The sequence below is a fragment of the Vibrio sp. 10N.286.51.B11 genome (assembly GCF_041469245.1).
GTDB lineage: Bacteria > Pseudomonadota > Gammaproteobacteria > Enterobacterales > Vibrionaceae > Vibrio > Vibrio crassostreae_C.
In genome coordinates, this window is the sequence record NZ_JBFRKI010000026.1 from 91,817 (window position 1) to 107,616 (window position 15,800).

At 45.8% G+C, this 15,800-nt stretch carries 15 protein-coding genes and 1 tRNA gene; 9 read left to right on the top strand and 7 right to left on the bottom strand.

All coding sequences use genetic code 11. The features are described 5' to 3' along the window. Positions 1-48 precede the first annotated feature (48 nt). On the top strand, positions 49-1,311 hold the full coding sequence (locus tag AB4154_RS13710; protein ID WP_017061418.1) for an inorganic phosphate transporter: 1,263 nt from the start codon (positions 49-51) through the stop codon (positions 1,309-1,311). 205 nt (positions 1,312-1,516) lie between these two features. Next, on the top strand, positions 1,517-2,128 hold the full coding sequence (locus tag AB4154_RS13715; protein ID WP_017061417.1) for a TIGR04211 family SH3 domain-containing protein: 612 nt from the start codon (positions 1,517-1,519) through the stop codon (positions 2,126-2,128). Positions 2,129-2,233: 105 nt separating this feature from the next. Here the strand turns inward: AB4154_RS13715 and AB4154_RS13720 are convergent, their stop codons facing one another. Both AB4154_RS13720 and AB4154_RS13725 read right to left on the bottom strand, forming a co-directional pair. Then, entirely contained in the window at positions 2,234-3,226 is a 993-nt protein-coding gene (locus AB4154_RS13720) for a general secretion pathway protein GspB (RefSeq protein WP_017061416.1), read from the bottom strand. Continuing rightward, the gene (locus AB4154_RS13725) at positions 3,226-4,896 is read right to left on the bottom strand and encodes an AAA family ATPase (RefSeq protein ID WP_372123311.1); all 1,671 of its coding nucleotides are present in this window, start codon (positions 4,894-4,896) and stop codon (positions 3,226-3,228) included. The genes AB4154_RS13720 and AB4154_RS13725 overlap by 1 nt, the downstream gene beginning before the upstream one ends. 36 nt (positions 4,897-4,932) lie before the next feature. On the opposite strand from AB4154_RS13725, the gene AB4154_RS13730 reads away from it, so the two are divergent. Next, a complete protein-coding gene (locus AB4154_RS13730; RefSeq protein ID WP_372123313.1) occupies positions 4,933-6,249 on the top strand; it encodes a multifunctional CCA addition/repair protein in 1,317 nt (438 codons plus the stop codon). A 91-nt stretch (positions 6,250-6,340) separates the two neighbouring features. Here the strand turns inward: AB4154_RS13730 and AB4154_RS13735 are convergent, their stop codons facing one another. The 3 genes from AB4154_RS13735 to folB are packed head-to-tail and all read right to left on the bottom strand — an operon-like array spanning position 6,341 to position 7,998. After that, positions 6,341-7,144: an undecaprenyl-diphosphate phosphatase gene (locus AB4154_RS13735; protein WP_010434624.1), complete on the bottom strand. Its 804-nt coding sequence runs from the start codon at positions 7,142-7,144 to the stop codon at positions 6,341-6,343. 15 nt (positions 7,145-7,159) lie between these two features. Then, complete coding sequence (gene folK / locus AB4154_RS13740) at positions 7,160-7,642, bottom strand: 2-amino-4-hydroxy-6-hydroxymethyldihydropteridine diphosphokinase (RefSeq protein WP_017062921.1); 483 nt, start codon at positions 7,640-7,642, stop codon at positions 7,160-7,162. Then, entirely contained in the window at positions 7,639-7,998 is a 360-nt protein-coding gene (gene folB / locus AB4154_RS13745; RefSeq protein WP_004735969.1) for a dihydroneopterin aldolase, read from the bottom strand. The genes folK and folB overlap by 4 nt, the downstream gene beginning before the upstream one ends. 138 nt (positions 7,999-8,136) lie before the next feature. Here folB and plsY point away from each other — a divergent pair, with 138 nt between their 5' ends. Continuing rightward, complete coding sequence (gene plsY, locus AB4154_RS13750) at positions 8,137-8,733, top strand: glycerol-3-phosphate 1-O-acyltransferase PlsY (protein ID WP_009847793.1); 597 nt, start codon at positions 8,137-8,139, stop codon at positions 8,731-8,733. Positions 8,734-8,776: 43 nt separating this feature from the next. Here plsY and AB4154_RS13755 read toward each other — a convergent pair whose 3' ends face one another. Then, positions 8,777-9,592, bottom strand: a complete 816-nt coding sequence (locus tag AB4154_RS13755) for an alpha/beta fold hydrolase (RefSeq protein WP_017061411.1) — start codon at positions 9,590-9,592, stop codon at positions 8,777-8,779. 106 nt (positions 9,593-9,698) lie between these two features. Next, positions 9,699-10,715: a tRNA (adenosine(37)-N6)-threonylcarbamoyltransferase complex transferase subunit TsaD gene (gene tsaD, locus AB4154_RS13760; RefSeq protein WP_372123315.1), complete on the bottom strand. Its 1,017-nt coding sequence runs from the start codon at positions 10,713-10,715 to the stop codon at positions 9,699-9,701. Positions 10,716-10,973: 258 nt separating this feature from the next. On the opposite strand from tsaD, the gene rpsU reads away from it, so the two are divergent. The 5 genes from rpsU (at position 10,974) to AB4154_RS13785 (ending at position 15,712) form a co-directional block, all read left to right on the top strand. Continuing rightward, positions 10,974-11,189 (top strand): 30S ribosomal protein S21, encoded by a 216-nt coding sequence (gene rpsU / locus AB4154_RS13765; protein WP_004396009.1) that lies wholly within the window; start codon positions 10,974-10,976, stop codon positions 11,187-11,189. A gap of 25 nt (positions 11,190-11,214) precedes the next feature. After that, positions 11,215-11,658, top strand: coding sequence for a GatB/YqeY domain-containing protein (locus tag AB4154_RS13770; RefSeq protein ID WP_017061409.1), 444 nt, complete (start codon positions 11,215-11,217; stop codon positions 11,656-11,658). A 119-nt stretch (positions 11,659-11,777) separates the two neighbouring features. Then, positions 11,778-13,529 (top strand): DNA primase, encoded by a 1,752-nt coding sequence (dnaG, locus tag AB4154_RS13775; protein ID WP_017061408.1) that lies wholly within the window; start codon positions 11,778-11,780, stop codon positions 13,527-13,529. A 99-nt stretch (positions 13,530-13,628) separates the two neighbouring features. Beyond that, a complete protein-coding gene (gene rpoD / locus AB4154_RS13780) occupies positions 13,629-15,473 on the top strand; it encodes an RNA polymerase sigma factor RpoD (RefSeq protein WP_048614894.1) in 1,845 nt (614 codons plus the stop codon). Between the two features lie 163 nt (positions 15,474-15,636). Beyond that, positions 15,637-15,712: transfer RNA gene (locus tag AB4154_RS13785), tRNA-Ile, on the top strand. Positions 15,713-15,800: the final 88 nt, after the last annotated feature.

Below are 15,800 nucleotides of genomic sequence, written 5' to 3' on the forward strand. Positions count from 1 at the left end.
TTTGCGTCTAAATTTGTTCCGCTTGTTATCAAACAACTAGGTATTACGATGGATATCCTTGCTAACTACGGCACTGTCCTGATTATTGTTGCAGCAGCTTTCGGTTTCTTGATGGCTATTGGTATTGGTGCAAATGACGTTGCGAACGCAATGGGCACCTCAGTAGGCTCTAAAGCTTTAACCGTTAAACAAGCGATCATTATCGCAATGATCTTTGAATTCGCAGGTGCTTACCTTGCGGGCGGCGAAGTAACAGACACGATCCGTAAAGGTGTTATCGAAACGTCTCTATTCGCTCATCAACCAGATGTACTTGTGTACGGCATGATGTCAGCACTTCTTGCTGCTGGTACATGGCTACTTCTCGCTTCTTACATGGGCTGGCCGGTTTCTACGACTCACTCAATCATCGGTGCAATCATCGGTTTTGCGTGTATTTCTGTAGGTACTGAAGCTGTAGACTGGAACAGTGTTCAAGGTATTGTGGGTAGTTGGATTATCACACCCGTTATTTCCGGCTTCTTCGCTTACGTCATATTTGTAAGTGCTCAACGACTGATTTTTGATACAGAGAACCCGCTATTTAACGCGAAACGCTTTGTACCGGTATACATGTTCATTACAACAATGGTAATTGCACTTGTAACCATCAAGAAAGGCCTTAAGCACGTTGGTCTTCACCTAAGCAACACTGAAGCATGGGTTTGGGCTGCTGGCGTTTCTGCGCTTGTAATGATCGGCGGTTACCTATACATCCAGAAGAAATTCGCTAACCGCGAAGAAGACCACGGCTTTGCAGGTGTTGAAGGCATCTTCTCTGTACTCATGGTTATCACAGCTTGTGCGATGGCATTTGCACACGGTTCAAACGACGTTGCGAACGCGATTGGTCCACTGTCTGCTGTTGTATCAACCGTTGAGCACATGGGTGAAATCACAGGTAAGAGTACTATCGCATGGTGGATTCTTCCTCTAGGTGGATTCGGTATCGTTGTTGGTCTTGCAACAATGGGTCATAAAGTAATGGCAACCGTTGGTACTGGTATTACAGAACTAACACCAAGCCGTGGCTTTGCTGCACAACTTGCAACTGCATGTACGGTTGTACTAGCTTCAGGTACTGGCCTTCCAATCTCTACTACACAAACACTCGTTGGTGCTGTTTTAGGTGTTGGTTTTGCTCGTGGTATCGCAGCACTAAACTTAGGCGTTGTACGTAATATCGTGGCTTCTTGGATTGTGACACTACCTGCAGGTGCTCTACTTGCTGTTGTGTTCTTCTACGGAATTCAAGCTGCGTTTACTATGTAATCGCGACTGCGTTAGTGAATACTAGCGTCAGAACAGTGTGAGCTTCAGTAACGATATGTAAATGCCATGTCATTATTGACTCAAACGCACAGAAAGGGAGGCTTTGCCTCCCTTCTTTGTTGCACCGCATAAAGAAACTAAATATTATTTGCTGATTGAGGCTGACTCATACGCCTACCCAATTTGAATCGTTAAGGGATTTACTGTGAAAAAACTGATTAGCTTAGTTTTGTTCGCAATGCTTGCGGCTCCAGCTGCCTTTGCACAAGACCGTTATATTGCTGACAAACTATTTACTTATATGCATTCTGGCCCAAACAACACATTCCGTATCATCGGTAGTGTTGATGCTGGTGAAAAGATTACATTCCTACAAACTAACAAGAGTACGGGTTACACCCAAATTCAAGACAACCGTGGCCGTAAAGGTTGGGTTGAAAGCAAGTTTGTAAGCACTCAAGAAAGCATGGCACTGCGTATGCCTAAGCTAGAGAAAGAGCTGACGGAAGTTAAAGGCAAGCTAGCGAATGCTCGTCAGAGTGCTGACAGCGAAAAAGCTGGCCTAGCAAGCTCTCTAGATTCTCGTAACAAGCAGATTGCTGAACTAGAACAGAACTACAGTGAAATTAGCCAACAGCTAACGAGTTCTCAAACAGAGAACCGTGAACTGCGCGCTAAGCTAGACACTCAAAAAGACGACCTACTATTGAAGTACTTCATGTACGGTGGTGGTGTTGCGGGTATTGGTCTAGTTCTAGGCCTTGTTCTGCCACACATCATGCCTCGTCGCAGAAAATCACCAAACGGTTGGGCGTAGACGTAACGCTTGTATTAGGTACAGTAAATTCAGTATCGAAGATCAAAAAGGAGCACCGAGGTGCTCCTTTTTATTTGTCTGTTATCTAGATACCTTTAGAGCTCGCTAGCCTTTCCACTCGTACAGAGCTGGGATTTCTATCTTCTGCTGATTGAACTCTATGATCACCGATTGTGGCTTAATCTCCAGCAATTGAATGTCTTGTCCAATCCAATCTCCTTGCGCCACTTCTTGACCGTTCACTTTTACCCAACGCTTGGTTTCGCTGCTCGAGTACATATGGGTTTGTAGGTCTAACTTAGGAAGGACGCCTGATAAGCTATTGGTGTGCGTTTCCAACTCAATGACCTGAGAACCCCTTTGCCCTGAGGGTCTAGAATCCATCGGCTCAGGAGCGCTTTGTTGCTCCCCCATAATGGATTCAAGCTTCAATGCCAAATCAGGTGGCAACTCACTGAGGTCTAGCCCTTGCAGCAGATCACTGTCCGATTGTAAGTCACTATTTGATTGCTGATCAGTGCTTGATTGCAGAGCAGTCGTTTCATCACTCGCGCCTGGCTGAACGGATGACGATTCAGAACTGGCTGTCATTTGAGTGTTGTTATCAGCATTAGCGAAGATCACTGCTGAGCCACCAGCGGTGTTTGCACGATTAGCGCCAGAATCAATCTGTGCATACATCTCTTGGCGTGGCAATGCTTTCAACGGTTGGCTCGCCGGTGCAGGGCGAACGGTGAACAAGGCATCTTCTTCCTCAGACACGGCATCCATGCTTGCTATATCAGCATCCGCAATTTCAGGCTCAATGTCTGATTCAGTTTTAAATTCTGGCAGAGCGACATTGGCAGCTTGGTTCACGGCTTCTTGTTGTTGGATATACGATTGATAAGCCAAGACGCCACCCACCAACAAAGAAGGAACCAAGATTAAGAGTAGCCCCATCGCTAACGATGAACCTCGCTTGTTGCTCATCCCTTTTGCAGAATTAGGAACATGATGATTCTGGTAGCCTTTGAAGCTTGGTTTGCTAAGAGAGTGCTGATTAATAGAAGATGGCTTGTGAGACGGCTGTTTAAGTTCGTGCATAATACGTGACATTAGCTTTCGCCCCCTTCTAGTGACATCAGCTTAGGCGAATCGAGTTGAGCTAATCTCTGCAATCTTGCTAAGGTGCGCTTACCTGCAATGCCATCAACAGACATACCTTGCCACGTTTGAAATGCTTCGATTTTCATTTTTAACTCATAATCAAATACATCACTACCGGAAACAACCTCTCCTAATACTTCAGAAAGCAGTAGATCAAGCAAAGCAACCGCTTCACCTTGATAGCCCTCTTTAAGGGTCTCTCGCAGCGGCTGCTTCCAAATAGCGACGTAATCGCCTTGCCAGATTTGCTCTAAGGATTGCTTCGGCATCACCAACAGCTTTTCATTAACCAGCAACTCGACAGAATCCTTAGACACGCCATACAGCACAGCAAACACTGGTTTTTGGTCTATGTCGAGATTAAGTACCACAGGAACACCAAGTTCTAACAAGGTATCCAAACTGGCCTGCTGCTGCTCACACACAAAAACACTTTGTGACTCACTTAAGCACAATCCATCACGCAGTGAAGATTGATATCCCCACAGCGTATACAAGTCTTTGATAGCGAGAGAACGATTGGTCCCCTGCATCAAATGTTGTTGAATGTGTTGTGGCAATTCAAACTTGGCAGGTTTTGGCTCAGCAACCAACTTAGGAACATCTGATACCAAAGAACGCTGAGTACGTGCTAACACTTCCGTCTTTGCTTCATTTGATGCATCCGTAGGCAACCAAGCATTGATATAGCTTGGAGCGAAGTTAAAGGTCGCTATTGCAAGACCAACGCTTAACGTCGCAATCCCTGCGTATTGGAATAACTTAGGCGCGACACGAGAAGTTAGAGCTTTCTCGACGTGATACACATCGGCCTGAAAGGACATAACCTGCTGACACGCTCGGTTAACCGTTTCATTGCTCGGTAGCTGCTCACCGTCATGAAAAGCCAACTGCAGTGCTTTATCACACACCAAGTTAATGAGCCTTGGAATACCATGCGTATATTGAGCAATCAGCTTGATAGAACGGTTCGAAAACAACATCTGCTCGCCACCCGCCGTCTCCAAACGAAACGCGATGTACTTGCCCGTTTCTTCGGTATTAAGAGGCAGTAAGTGATAACGACCAGTAATGCGCTGTGCTAGCTGACGTAGCTGCGTGGTTTGTAAGTGCTGTTGTAATTCCGGCTGGCCGACCAACAGTACTTTTAACAGCTTACGATTGTCGGTTTCCAAGTTTGTTAGAAGGCGTAACTGCTCCAACACATCGGCAGCGAGGTGTTGGGCTTCATCGATCACCAATAGGGTTTGAATGCCTTCGGCATGGCTATCAAGTAGAAAATAATGAATAGCCTGACTGAGCTGTTTCAACGATGCTTGTTCTGGGTACTCGACCTCAAACTCATCGCAGATAGCTTCTAGTAAATCCGTATTTGAAAACGTAGGGTTAAGTATAAGGCCAGCCTGAGTATGACTATCCAATGAAGACAACATCGCCTTAGCGACCGTTGTTTTCCCTGTACCAACCTCACCAGTAAGCATCGCAAAGCCCCCACCCTCGCCTAAACCGGCTTGTAGGTTCTGCATCGCTTCTTGATGGCGCTGACTCAAAAACAAGTAGCGAGAATTTGGTACAATCGAAAATGGCATCTCAACGAAGCCAAAATATTCCTTATACATGTGCTGCCCTATAATTACGATTAATGGAAAGTACCATTGCTTGCAGTAAAGTCCAGCAGTGATAAAACATTTCGAGGTGATAAGTTGCAAATTTACGATAGCCTACCAAAAGACAACGGGCTACAACGCTATCTAGTCGGTGGAGCAGTGCGCGATAAGCTGCTCAATATTGATAGTTATGATAGAGATTGGGTCGTGGTAGGGAGTACCCCTCAAGAGATGGAAAACCTTGGCTTTACTGCTGTGGGAAAAGATTTCCCGGTATTCTTGCACCCAAAAACCAAAGAAGAGCACGCACTGGCTCGCACTGAGAGAAAATCAGGCTCTGGTTACACAGGCTTCGAATGTTACTTCGCGCCAGACGTGAGTTTGGAAGAAGACCTGATGCGTCGAGATCTGACCATCAACGCTATAGCTCAAGATGATAAAGGCCAACTTCACGATCCTTATCATGGCCAGAAAGATCTCTCGGATCGTATCTTAAGACACGTTTCAGACGCTTTTGTTGAAGACCCTCTTCGTGTACTGCGTGTGGCTCGCTTCGCCGCCAAGCTTCACCATCTTAACTTCACGGCTGCACCTGAAACCATGGATATGATGAGTGAGATCGTCCAATCTGGTGAACTGGCACACCTTACTGCAGAGCGAGTTTGGCAAGAGTGGCATAAGTCTCTTAGTACACCGCACCCTGAAGTGTTCCTCTCTGTATTGAAAGAGTGTGGTGCATTGGCAGTCGTATTACCTGAGATTGACGCTCTATTTGGCGTCCCTCAACCTGAAAAATGGCACCCTGAAATCGACACGGGTATTCACACTCTGATGGTTGCTCAGCAAGCCGCACTATTAAGCCCATCGCTACCGGTACGCTTTGCAGCTCAAGTGCATGACTTAGGTAAAGGCGTCACACCACAAGCTGAATGGCCAAGCCATAAAATGCACTGCCACACAGGTGTTAAGATAATCAAGAAACTGTGTGAGCGAGTGAGAGTGCCCAATGAGTTCAGAGACCTTGCGTTGTTAGTGTGCGAGCAACATTCTAATATCCACCGCGCAGGCGAGCTCAAACCAACCACCTTTCTCAAGGTTCTCAACAAGTTCGATGTTTGGCGTAAGCCAGATAGGTTCGACGATATACTACTTTGCTGCCAGGCCGACCACGCAGGCCGAAAAGGATTAGAAGATCAGCCTTATCCTCAAAAAGCGCGCTTTGAAGTCGCCTACCAAGCGGCGCTTCAAGTCGAAGTAAAAGCGATCATTATCGATGGTTTTAAAGGCAAAGATATTCGAGAAGAACAAGAGAAACGCAGAGCCATCGCAATTGAAAACGCCCTATCAGAACTCGCTAGCAGTTAATCGTCGCCGCTCTACCTAAAACGTATAAAAAGCCCGCAGTTAAGCGGGCCTTTTGTTTCAATTCTTACAGCGAGACCGTTGCCTGTGTCTGTTACTGCATCATTAAGAAAGCAAACAGACCACAACCTAGAATCAGTCGGTAGATAACGAACGGTGTCATGCCCATACGAGAGATAAGCTTCAAGAAGAAGTGAATACAGATGTAAGCACTGATGAAAGACACCGCAACACCCGTTAGCAAAGTGCCAACATGGATTGGGTCACCGCTTGTCACCAACTTAAGACCTAAATAACCACCAGCCAGAGTGATGATTGGGATAGACATCAAGAAAGAGAATCGAGCCGCCGCTTCACGTGTGAAACCAAGGTAAAGCGCCGCGGTAATGGTTGCGCCAGAACGAGACGTGCCCGGAATGATCGCCATTGCTTGAGCAAGACCAATAAACAGCGCCTTTTTCCAACCCGCTTGGTATTCGTCATCGCGCAGGCTTGAGTTCTTGTCCACCCACCATAACAATAGACCAAAGATAATCGTTGTCGTCGCGATCACCCACGCACTGCGTAAGTAAAGCTCAACAATATCTTTCATCAACAAGCCAAAGATACACGCAGGAATCGTCGCGAGAATGATCATCCACGCTAACTTCGCTTCTTTACTACGATCGCCTTTAAACACTGAACCAAAGAATGCGCTCAACAGAGAGACCACTTCTTTACGGAAATAGATAACAACAGCTGCCAAAGTACCAACGTGGACAGCGACATCAAAAGCCAAACCTTGATCTTCCCAGCCTAAAACAGCTGAAGGAAGGATTAGGTGTGCAGAACTGGAAATAGGTAAAAACTCTGTAAAGCCTTGCACCAACGCCAATATAAACGCTTCAAAATAACTCATTACTTACCTTAAAAATTATAGTTTTATATCTACGACAGAGAGCGAGTCTAATTGCTGCATCTTCTGCCATATTTCACTGACGGTTCTTCCGTCTTGCGGGATCACTCGCGCAGGACAAAGATCATAAAGCGGCTGTGTTACAAAAGGATATTTGTAGATATCACTGCGTGGTAATTCTGGTTCACACTCAGAAACCTCCTCTCCAAACAGCACAATATCAAGATCGAGTTTTCGATCTTGTAGTTTGTGCGCATCTTGAGAGCGACCCCATTTAAACTCAATTTTACGCAGCTGCTGTGAAAATTCAGTCAATGAGAGTGACGTGTCGAGCTCTATCACAAAGTTATAAAACGGATGGCTATTAAAACCGACGGGCTCACAGTGATAGATTTTAGAGCATTTAAGGTTAGTCCCTAACGATTGAAGCTCTGTCCATGCCACCCTTGCATGCTTGTCGCGGTCTATGTTCGTGCCAACACCAACATAGGCTACTGTCATGCTTGACCTCGTTCGATGATCACACCAACGGCTTTTGCTTGTGGCACTGCGCCAGGTTTAGCCAATCGGATTTTAATCCACGGCACAGAGAATTGAGTCATGATCAATTCAGCAACTTCTTCAGCCACACGTTCAACCAATAGGAATCGGCCATTCGCAATGTGGTCAAGCACGGCTGTACTCACTGTCGAGTAATCCAAAGCATCAACCACATCATCACTCTTACCCGCTGGGCGGTTGTCATGAGCCATTTCAATATCAAGCACAAGTTTTTGTTTAATCTCTTGTTCCCAATCGTAAACACCGATCGTTGTAATTACTTCTAGCTGTTCAATGAAAACTTTATCCAGTGCCATGACTTGTCCTTTTAGAGGTCGGATACCCATATAGGGGAAAAAAACGTATTATTTGCGTAATTCGAGATATGATATCAATTACTCTTGGATTGAGCATTATTTTCCCATCGTTAGGCGTATAACCGTTAAAGGACAGACATGACCCCATTGGCACTTATCATGATCATTGCTGCCTACTTACTAGGTTCAATCTCTAGTGCGGTCTTGATATGCCGAGTTTTGAGGCTCCCAGATCCTCGAACAGTAGGTTCTAACAACCCAGGAGCAACCAATGTCCTGCGTGTTGGCGGTAAAGGCGCAGCAGCTGCCGTCCTTTTGTGTGACATGCTGAAAGGCACTATCCCTGTCTGGCTTGGCTACTACCTCAAGATCGACCCAATCATTCTTGGGGTTGTGGCAATTGCGGCGTGTCTTGGACATATGTATCCGATCTTCTTCCACTTCAAAGGTGGTAAAGGCGTGGCAACCGCACTTGGCGCTATCGCCCCAATAGGATTCGATCTAACCGGAATGATCATGGCGACTTGGTTAGTGGTCGCGTTTTTGTTTCGTTACTCTTCTTTAGCGGCACTGGTTACTGTGCTACTTGCCCCTTTCTACGCTTGGTTAGTCAAACCTCAATACACATTGCCAGTAGCCATGCTGTGCTGTTTGATCGTGTTACGTCACCACCAGAATATCCGCCGCCTACTCGATGGCAGCGAACCAAAACTCGGACAAAAAAAATCGGCTTAAACTGTCACGTCTAAGCCGAACCATAATATTCAGTATTTAAAGCTTATAGCAGATGTTTATCTAAAAACGTCTTCAGCATTGTGTTCACAAACTCTGGTTGCTCTAACGAGCTAATATGACCTGCGCCAGGAATCACCACTAATTCACTGCCCGTAATGCAATCGTGCATTAGGTATGACTCAAGTACCGGACGTGGTTTATCTTCTTGTCCTACAGCAATCAAAACAGGCAGAGCAAAGTTCTCTACCGATTCAATCATATCGCGACGTCCAAACACCATTCGACCAATTCGTGCCACTTCTTCAGCGTTGTCGCCCTCAAGAGCTGATAACTGCTGAGTAAAACCTTCAACTAAAGCTGGCGTGTTGGTTTGCGTATCATTAGCGAAGAACAGTGGAACAACCGCTTCAACAATTGGCTGAGGAACCGTCTTGGTTTGAGTGATGGTATCTAACATGCTGAAGTACTTTGCGTGAGCAACTTCTGGTTCTAAACCCACAAAAGTATCCATTAGAACCAAAGACTTAATACGTGCAGGTGCAAGTTCCGCTAACTCAGTCCCCCACATACCGCCAACCGATAAGCCAACCACTGAGAATTCTTCGATCTCTAAATGATCAAGCAGAGCCAAAACGTGCTGAGCGTAATCTTTCAAGTTACGCATCGAAGTGGGTGCTGCTTGAGATTCACCATGAGACCAAAGCTCTGGAACAATACAGCGATACTGAGTTTTTAACGCTTCGATCTGCGGCTTCCACATTGCACTATCCCAAAGGTAGCTGTGGCCGAGTACAACAACAGGGCCTTGACCTTCATCTAGGTACGCCATCGATTGATTGTCTACTGTGAACTTGTTCATTTTCTTCCCTAATCTCTATCAGCAATTATTTATCGACATACAGTCGGTAAGCTAGGATATAAAAACGGCCGCACAAGGCGACCGTTTATCGAAACACTATAGTCAATTACGCAATTGGCTCTAGCTGGTCAATAGGCCAACGCGGTGTGGCATGAACAGACAAATCAGCCGTTTCGCCATTCTTTAGGCGCTGCATGCCCGCATAAGCGATCATCGCACCGTTATCTGTACAGAACTCAGTGCGTGGGTAGTACACCTCACCACCGACTTTCTTAGCAAGCGCCTCAAGCTCAACGCGCAGTTGTTTGTTGGCACTTACACCGCCAGCAATAACTATACGTTTCATGCCCGTTTCAACCAAGGCACGCTTGCACTTGATTACTAAGGTTGCACAAACGGCTTCTTGAAACGCGTAAGCAATATCAGCACGAGTTTGGTCATCATTATCGTTATCACGAATGGTATTCGCTGCGAACGTCTTCAGACCAGAAAAGCTCATATCTAAACCCGGACGATCGGTCATTGGACGCGGGAACTTAAAACGACCCGGAGTGCCTTTTTCCGCCAAACGAGATAACAGTGGACCACCAGGGTAATCTAAGCCCATCAGTTTCGCGGTTTTATCAAACGCTTCACCCGCTGCATCATCAATCGATTCACCAAGGATTCGGTATTCACCAATACCTTTCACTTCTACCATCATGGTATGGCCGCCAGAAACCAGCAGAGCCACAAATGGGAATGGTGGTGGGTTATCTTCTAGCATTGGCGCAAGAAGGTGACCTTCCATATGGTGAACAGGCACTGCAGGCACTCCCCACGCATAAGCAATACTGCGACCAATCGTTGCACCAACCAGCAGTGCACCCACTAAACCAGGGCCAGCCGTGTAAGCCACACCATCAATGTCTTTCGACTTTAGGTTCGCTTCAGCTAATGCCGCTTTAATAAGAGGAATTGTTTTTTTCACGTGGTCACGTGAAGCTAGCTCAGGTACCACACCACCGTAATCGGCGTGCAGCTTTACTTGGCTATATAATTGATGAGAAAGCAGCCCTTGCTCATCATCATAAATCGCGATTCCTGTTTCATCACAAGAGGTTTCAATACCAATAATGCGCATAATTTTCTCGGCACGCTTTCGTCTAAAATGGGAAATTAGCGCAATATTACCCTGCCTAAGCTCTTCAAACAAATATTGTACAGACTATAATCGACAAAGTGCTTTACAAAGCCACTGTGATCGGATTAAAATTCCGCACCATTTTTGATCAAGCTGGTTAATGGCCAAACGCGAATAGAGAGTTAGCTCGATGGGTAACTTCTCTGATTTGGTACTGAGTAGCCAGCGATAATGAATAACCCCTGAGGTGAAAGGCATATGCCAATAGTTAAAGTACGTGAAAACGAACCGTTCGACGTTGCACTACGTCGTTTCAAGCGCTCTTGTGAAAAAGCAGGTATCCTTTCTGAAGTTCGCCGTCGCGAGCACTACGAAAAGCCAACTACAGTTCGCAAACGCGCTAAAGCAGCAGCTCAAAAGCGTCACGCTAAGAAGCTAGCTCGCGAAAACGCACGTCGCGTTCGCCTGTACTAATAACTTAATCCATAAGGACTGAGTTATGGCTCTTATTGAACAACTCAAAGAAGAGCAAAAATTAGCGATGAAAGCCAAGGACAAACCGCGCCTTGGCACTATCCGCTTAGCTCTTTCAGCAATTAAGCAACGTGAAGTTGACGAACGGATCACTCTGAACGACGACGACATTCTTGCTGTATTAGTTAAAATGGTTAAGCAACGTCGCGATTCTGTTGCTCAATATGAATCAGCAAATCGTCAAGATCTTGCTGACGTGGAAAAAGCAGAAATTACGGTACTTGAAGGCTTTATGCCTCAACCGCTAAGTGATGAAGAAGTTATTGCACTACTTGATAGCGCAATCGCCGAAGCTCAACCAGCGGGCATGCAAGACATGGGTAAAGTAATGGCTATCTTGAAACCACAAATTCAAGGGCGTGCAGATATGGGGAAAGTTAGTGGTTTAGTTCGTTCTAAACTCGCTTAATCCCAAATCAAATTGCAACAAGCCGTGCAATCCTTCGGAACGCACGGCTTGTTTGTATCTGTAACCTATTCAAACTATTATTATCCACACTCTCAGTTAGTGCATTTTTCTAAGGTTTTATGGCAGGACACATCCCGCGTAGTTTCATCGATGATCTCCTAGCGCGTCTCGACATTGTCGACATTGTGGACGCACGCGTGAAACTTAAGAAAAAAGGCAAAAACTATGGTGCTTGTTGCCCATTCCACAACGAAAAGACCCCTTCTTTTAGCGTAAGCCAAGAAAAACAGTTTTATCACTGCTTTGGTTGTGGCGTACACGGTAATGCTATCGACTTCATTATGGAGTTCGAACGCCTCGATTTTGTTGAAGCTATTGAAGAGCTAGCCTCTTTCTTAGGCCTCGACGTTCCTAGAGAACAGCGCAGCGGCGAGATATCAACAGCACCAAGAGCCAACAGCGAACAAAAACGTAACCTCTACGATTTGATGGGCGGCATCAGTAATTTTTACCGCTCTCAACTGAAAATATCAGCCAACAAACCTGCGATTGATTACCTAAAGAATCGTGGCCTGTCTGGCGAAATCGTCCAGAAGTTTGGCATTGGTTATGTGGCCGATGAGTGGGACTTGGTTCGTAAGAACTTTGGCCAACAGAAAGAAGCCCAAGACATGCTCGTGACCGGCGGCATGTTAATAGAGAACGATAAAGGTAACCGATACGACCGATTCCGTGGACGCGTAATGTTCCCAATTCGTGATCGTCGTGGCCGTGTGATTGGTTTTGGTGGTCGTGTATTAGAAGACGGCACACCAAAATACCTCAACTCACCAGAAACGCCTATCTTCCATAAAGGTAAAGAGCTTTACGGCCTTTATGAAGTGCTGCAAGCCTACCGTGAACCGCCGCAAATACTTGTGGTTGAAGGTTACATGGATGTCGTGGCACTCGCGCAATATGGTGTCGATTACTCAGTAGCATCACTGGGCACCTCGACAACCGGCGACCATGTTCAAATGTTGTTCCGTCAAACCAGCACTGTGGTTTGTTGTTACGATGGTGACCGAGCAGGTAAAGAGGCCGCATGGCGCGCACTAGAAAACGCGCTTGAATACCTGAAAACCGGTAACACGCTTAAGTTTCTATTCTTGCCCGACGGTGAAGATCCAGACAGCTATATTAGAGAGCATGGCAAAGCCGCTTTTGAACAGCTGGTCCACAATGCGACGCCGCTTTCGACCTATTTGTTCGATAACCTGATTGAAATACACAAGTTAAACTTGGGAACAACCGAAGGGAAATCAGCACTGCGTGCACACGCCAGCGCCTTGATTAATAAAATCCCTGACAGTTACTTCCAAGAATTGCTCGAAAAACTGCTCGATGAGCGAACTGGATTTGATAACCAATTGAGACGTGCGCGTGTTCATACACAGAACCCGACACCTCAACCACATAAAGAGCTGAAGCGCACTCCAATGCGTGAAGTTATCGCTTTGCTTATCCAAAATCCGAGCTATGCTGATATGGTACCGGATTTATCAAGTGTCAAAGGCTTACAGTTGCCCGGACTAAGTTTATTCGTCGAAGTACTTGATAAATGCCACGAGCATCCCCATATCAACACAGGCCAATTATTAGAGCATTGGCGACACAATAAACATGAGGCTCTTCTGTCTCGTCTCGCGAGCTGGGAAATCCCCCTCGACGAAGACAATCAAGAAGACATATTTTTAGACTCATTGGACAACATACTTGCCCAGTGCGTTGAAAAACAAATTGAAAACCTGCAGGCCAAAGCAAGAAGCGTCGGTTTATCAGCCGAAGAAAAAAGGGAGCTACTAGCTTTAATGCTAGATCTAAAAGCGTAACCCTGTTTGATTAGTCAGCATTTAATAAATTTGTTAACATAATTGGTTTGCATTTGAGAATGCAACGTCCTTCACCAGACCTGAAGTTGGATATCATCTATGGATCAAAATCCGCAGTCACAGCTAAAATTACTTGTTATTAAAGGCAAGGAACAAGGCTATCTGACCTACGCCGAAGTAAACGACCACCTACCTGCAGAAATCGTGGATTCTGAACAGGTAGAAGACATCATTCAAATGATCAACGACATGGGTATCAAGGTAGTTGAAACTGCACCTGATGCTGATGATCTAGCACTTAATGATGACGATGCCAATATAGATGAAGATGCAGCCGAAGCTGCAGCTGCTGCGCTTTCAAGCGTAGAAAGCGAGATTGGCCGTACTACTGACCCAGTTCGTATGTACATGCGTGAAATGGGTACAGTTGAACTACTGACTCGTGAAGGCGAAATCGACATTGCGAAGCGTATTGAAGATGGTATCAATACAGTTCAACTATCGGTTGCTGAGTACCCAGGCACTATTCCATACATCTTGGAACAGTTTGACCGCGTACAAGCAGAAGAGATTCGCTTAACAGACCTAATCAATGGCTTTGTTGACCCAGACGACGATGGCACAGCTGCGCCAACGGCGACTCACATCGGTTCAGAACTTGCTGAAACTGATCTGGAAGACGAAGACAAAGAAGACGCAGAAGACGACGAGGAAGAGGAAGAAGAAGATACAGGTATCGATCCTGAACTTGCTCTTGAGAAGTTCACAGCACTTCGTACTAGCTACCAGAATCGTCAACTAGCGATCAACGAGTACGGCCATGAAAGCCCGAAAGCAATGCTTGCAACAACAATGATGCAAGACGTATTCAAAGAGTTCCGTCTAACACCAAAACAGTTTGATTACCTAGTAAACGAACTGCGTAACTCTATGGATCGCGTACGTACTCAAGAACGCCTAATCATGCGTCAAACGGTTGAGTACGGCAAAATGCCGAAGAAATCTTTCATTGCTCTATTTACTGGCAACGAATCTAGCGAAGCATGGTTGGATGAAGTTCTTGCTTCAGACAAGCCATACGCAGAAAAGATTAAACGTAACGAGCACGACATCCGTCGCTCTATCCAAAAACTGGATATGATCGAACGTGAAACGTCTCTTACTGTTCAAAGCATCAAAGATATCAGCCGTCGCATGTCTATCGGTGAAGCGAAAGCTCGTCGTGCGAAGAAAGAGATGGTTGAAGCGAACTTACGTCTAGTAATCTCGATTGCTAAGAAGTACACAAACCGTGGTCTACAATTCCTGGATCTAATCCAAGAAGGTAACATCGGTCTGATGAAAGCGGTAGATAAGTTTGAATACCGTCGTGGTTACAAGTTCTCTACTTACGCTACTTGGTGGATCCGTCAAGCAATCACTCGTTCGATTGCCGACCAAGCTCGTACTATCCGTATTCCGGTTCACATGATCGAAACGATCAACAAACTAAACCGTATCTCTCGTCAAATGCTACAAGAGATGGGTCGTGAACCACTTCCGGAAGAACTGGCTGAACGCATGCAAATGCCTGAAGACAAGATCCGTAAAGTACTGAAAATCGCTAAAGAGCCAATCTCAATGGAGACACCAATCGGTGACGACGAAGATTCGCACCTAGGTGATTTCATCGAAGATACAACGCTAGAACTACCTCTAGACTCTGCAACGGCAACCAGCCTACGCGGTGCAACTAAAGACGTTCTTGCAGGCCTAACACCTCGTGAAGCTAAAGTACTGCGTATGCGTTTCGGTATCGACATGAACACTGACCACACTCTTGAAGAGGTTGGTAAACAGTTCGACGTAACTCGTGAACGTATCCGTCAGATCGAAGCAAAAGCACTGCGTAAACTTCGTCACCCAAGCCGCTCAGAAACTCTGCGTAGCTTCCTAGACGAGTAATCGCACACTCAAGTGTGGTTAGCTTTTAAGCATAAATAAGAAAAGGTGAGCGTTGGCTCACCTTTTTTTTATCTGTGTGATTTAAGTGGCTAAGATGTAAGCGGAATTGCCCCTTATAGTGTCTAGACACCATTGAACGCTTCCCCTATAATCTATGCCCTACGGCCCCTTAGCTCAGTGGTTAGAGCGCACGACTCATAATCGTTCGGTCCCCAGTTCAAATCTGGGAGGGGCCACCAAATTAGAAAAGCCAGAACAGTTCATGCTGCTCTGGCTTTTTGCTTTTCTAAATCTGTACAACTTACGCCCTGCATTTCCTAACCAATA

Excerpts from the sequence above, each read along its gene's own strand:
- rpoD (WP_048614894.1), top strand. The coding sequence starts at position 13,629 with ATGGATCAAAATCCGCAGTCACAGCTAAAATTACTTGTTATTAAAGGC.
- AB4154_RS13710 (WP_017061418.1), top strand. The coding sequence starts at position 49 with ATGGATATCCTTGCTAACTACGGCACTGTCCTGATTATTGTTGCAGCA.
- AB4154_RS13725 (WP_372123311.1), bottom strand. The coding sequence starts at position 4,896 with ATGTATAAGGAATATTTTGGCTTCGTTGAGATGCCATTTTCGATTGTA.
- dnaG (WP_017061408.1), top strand. The coding sequence starts at position 11,778 with ATGGCAGGACACATCCCGCGTAGTTTCATCGATGATCTCCTAGCGCGT.
- tsaD (WP_372123315.1), bottom strand. The coding sequence starts at position 10,715 with ATGCGCATTATTGGTATTGAAACCTCTTGTGATGAAACAGGAATCGCG.
- plsY (WP_009847793.1), top strand. The coding sequence starts at position 8,137 with ATGACCCCATTGGCACTTATCATGATCATTGCTGCCTACTTACTAGGT.
- AB4154_RS13770 (WP_017061409.1), top strand. The coding sequence starts at position 11,215 with ATGGCTCTTATTGAACAACTCAAAGAAGAGCAAAAATTAGCGATGAAA.
- folB (WP_004735969.1), bottom strand. The coding sequence starts at position 7,998 with ATGGCACTGGATAAAGTTTTCATTGAACAGCTAGAAGTAATTACAACG.
- AB4154_RS13720 (WP_017061416.1), bottom strand. The coding sequence starts at position 3,226 with ATGTCACGTATTATGCACGAACTTAAACAGCCGTCTCACAAGCCATCT.
- AB4154_RS13755 (WP_017061411.1), bottom strand. The coding sequence starts at position 9,592 with ATGAACAAGTTCACAGTAGACAATCAATCGATGGCGTACCTAGATGAA.
- AB4154_RS13735 (WP_010434624.1), bottom strand. The coding sequence starts at position 7,144 with ATGAGTTATTTTGAAGCGTTTATATTGGCGTTGGTGCAAGGCTTTACA.
- rpsU (WP_004396009.1), top strand. The coding sequence starts at position 10,974 with ATGCCAATAGTTAAAGTACGTGAAAACGAACCGTTCGACGTTGCACTA.
- folK (WP_017062921.1), bottom strand. The coding sequence starts at position 7,642 with ATGACAGTAGCCTATGTTGGTGTTGGCACGAACATAGACCGCGACAAG.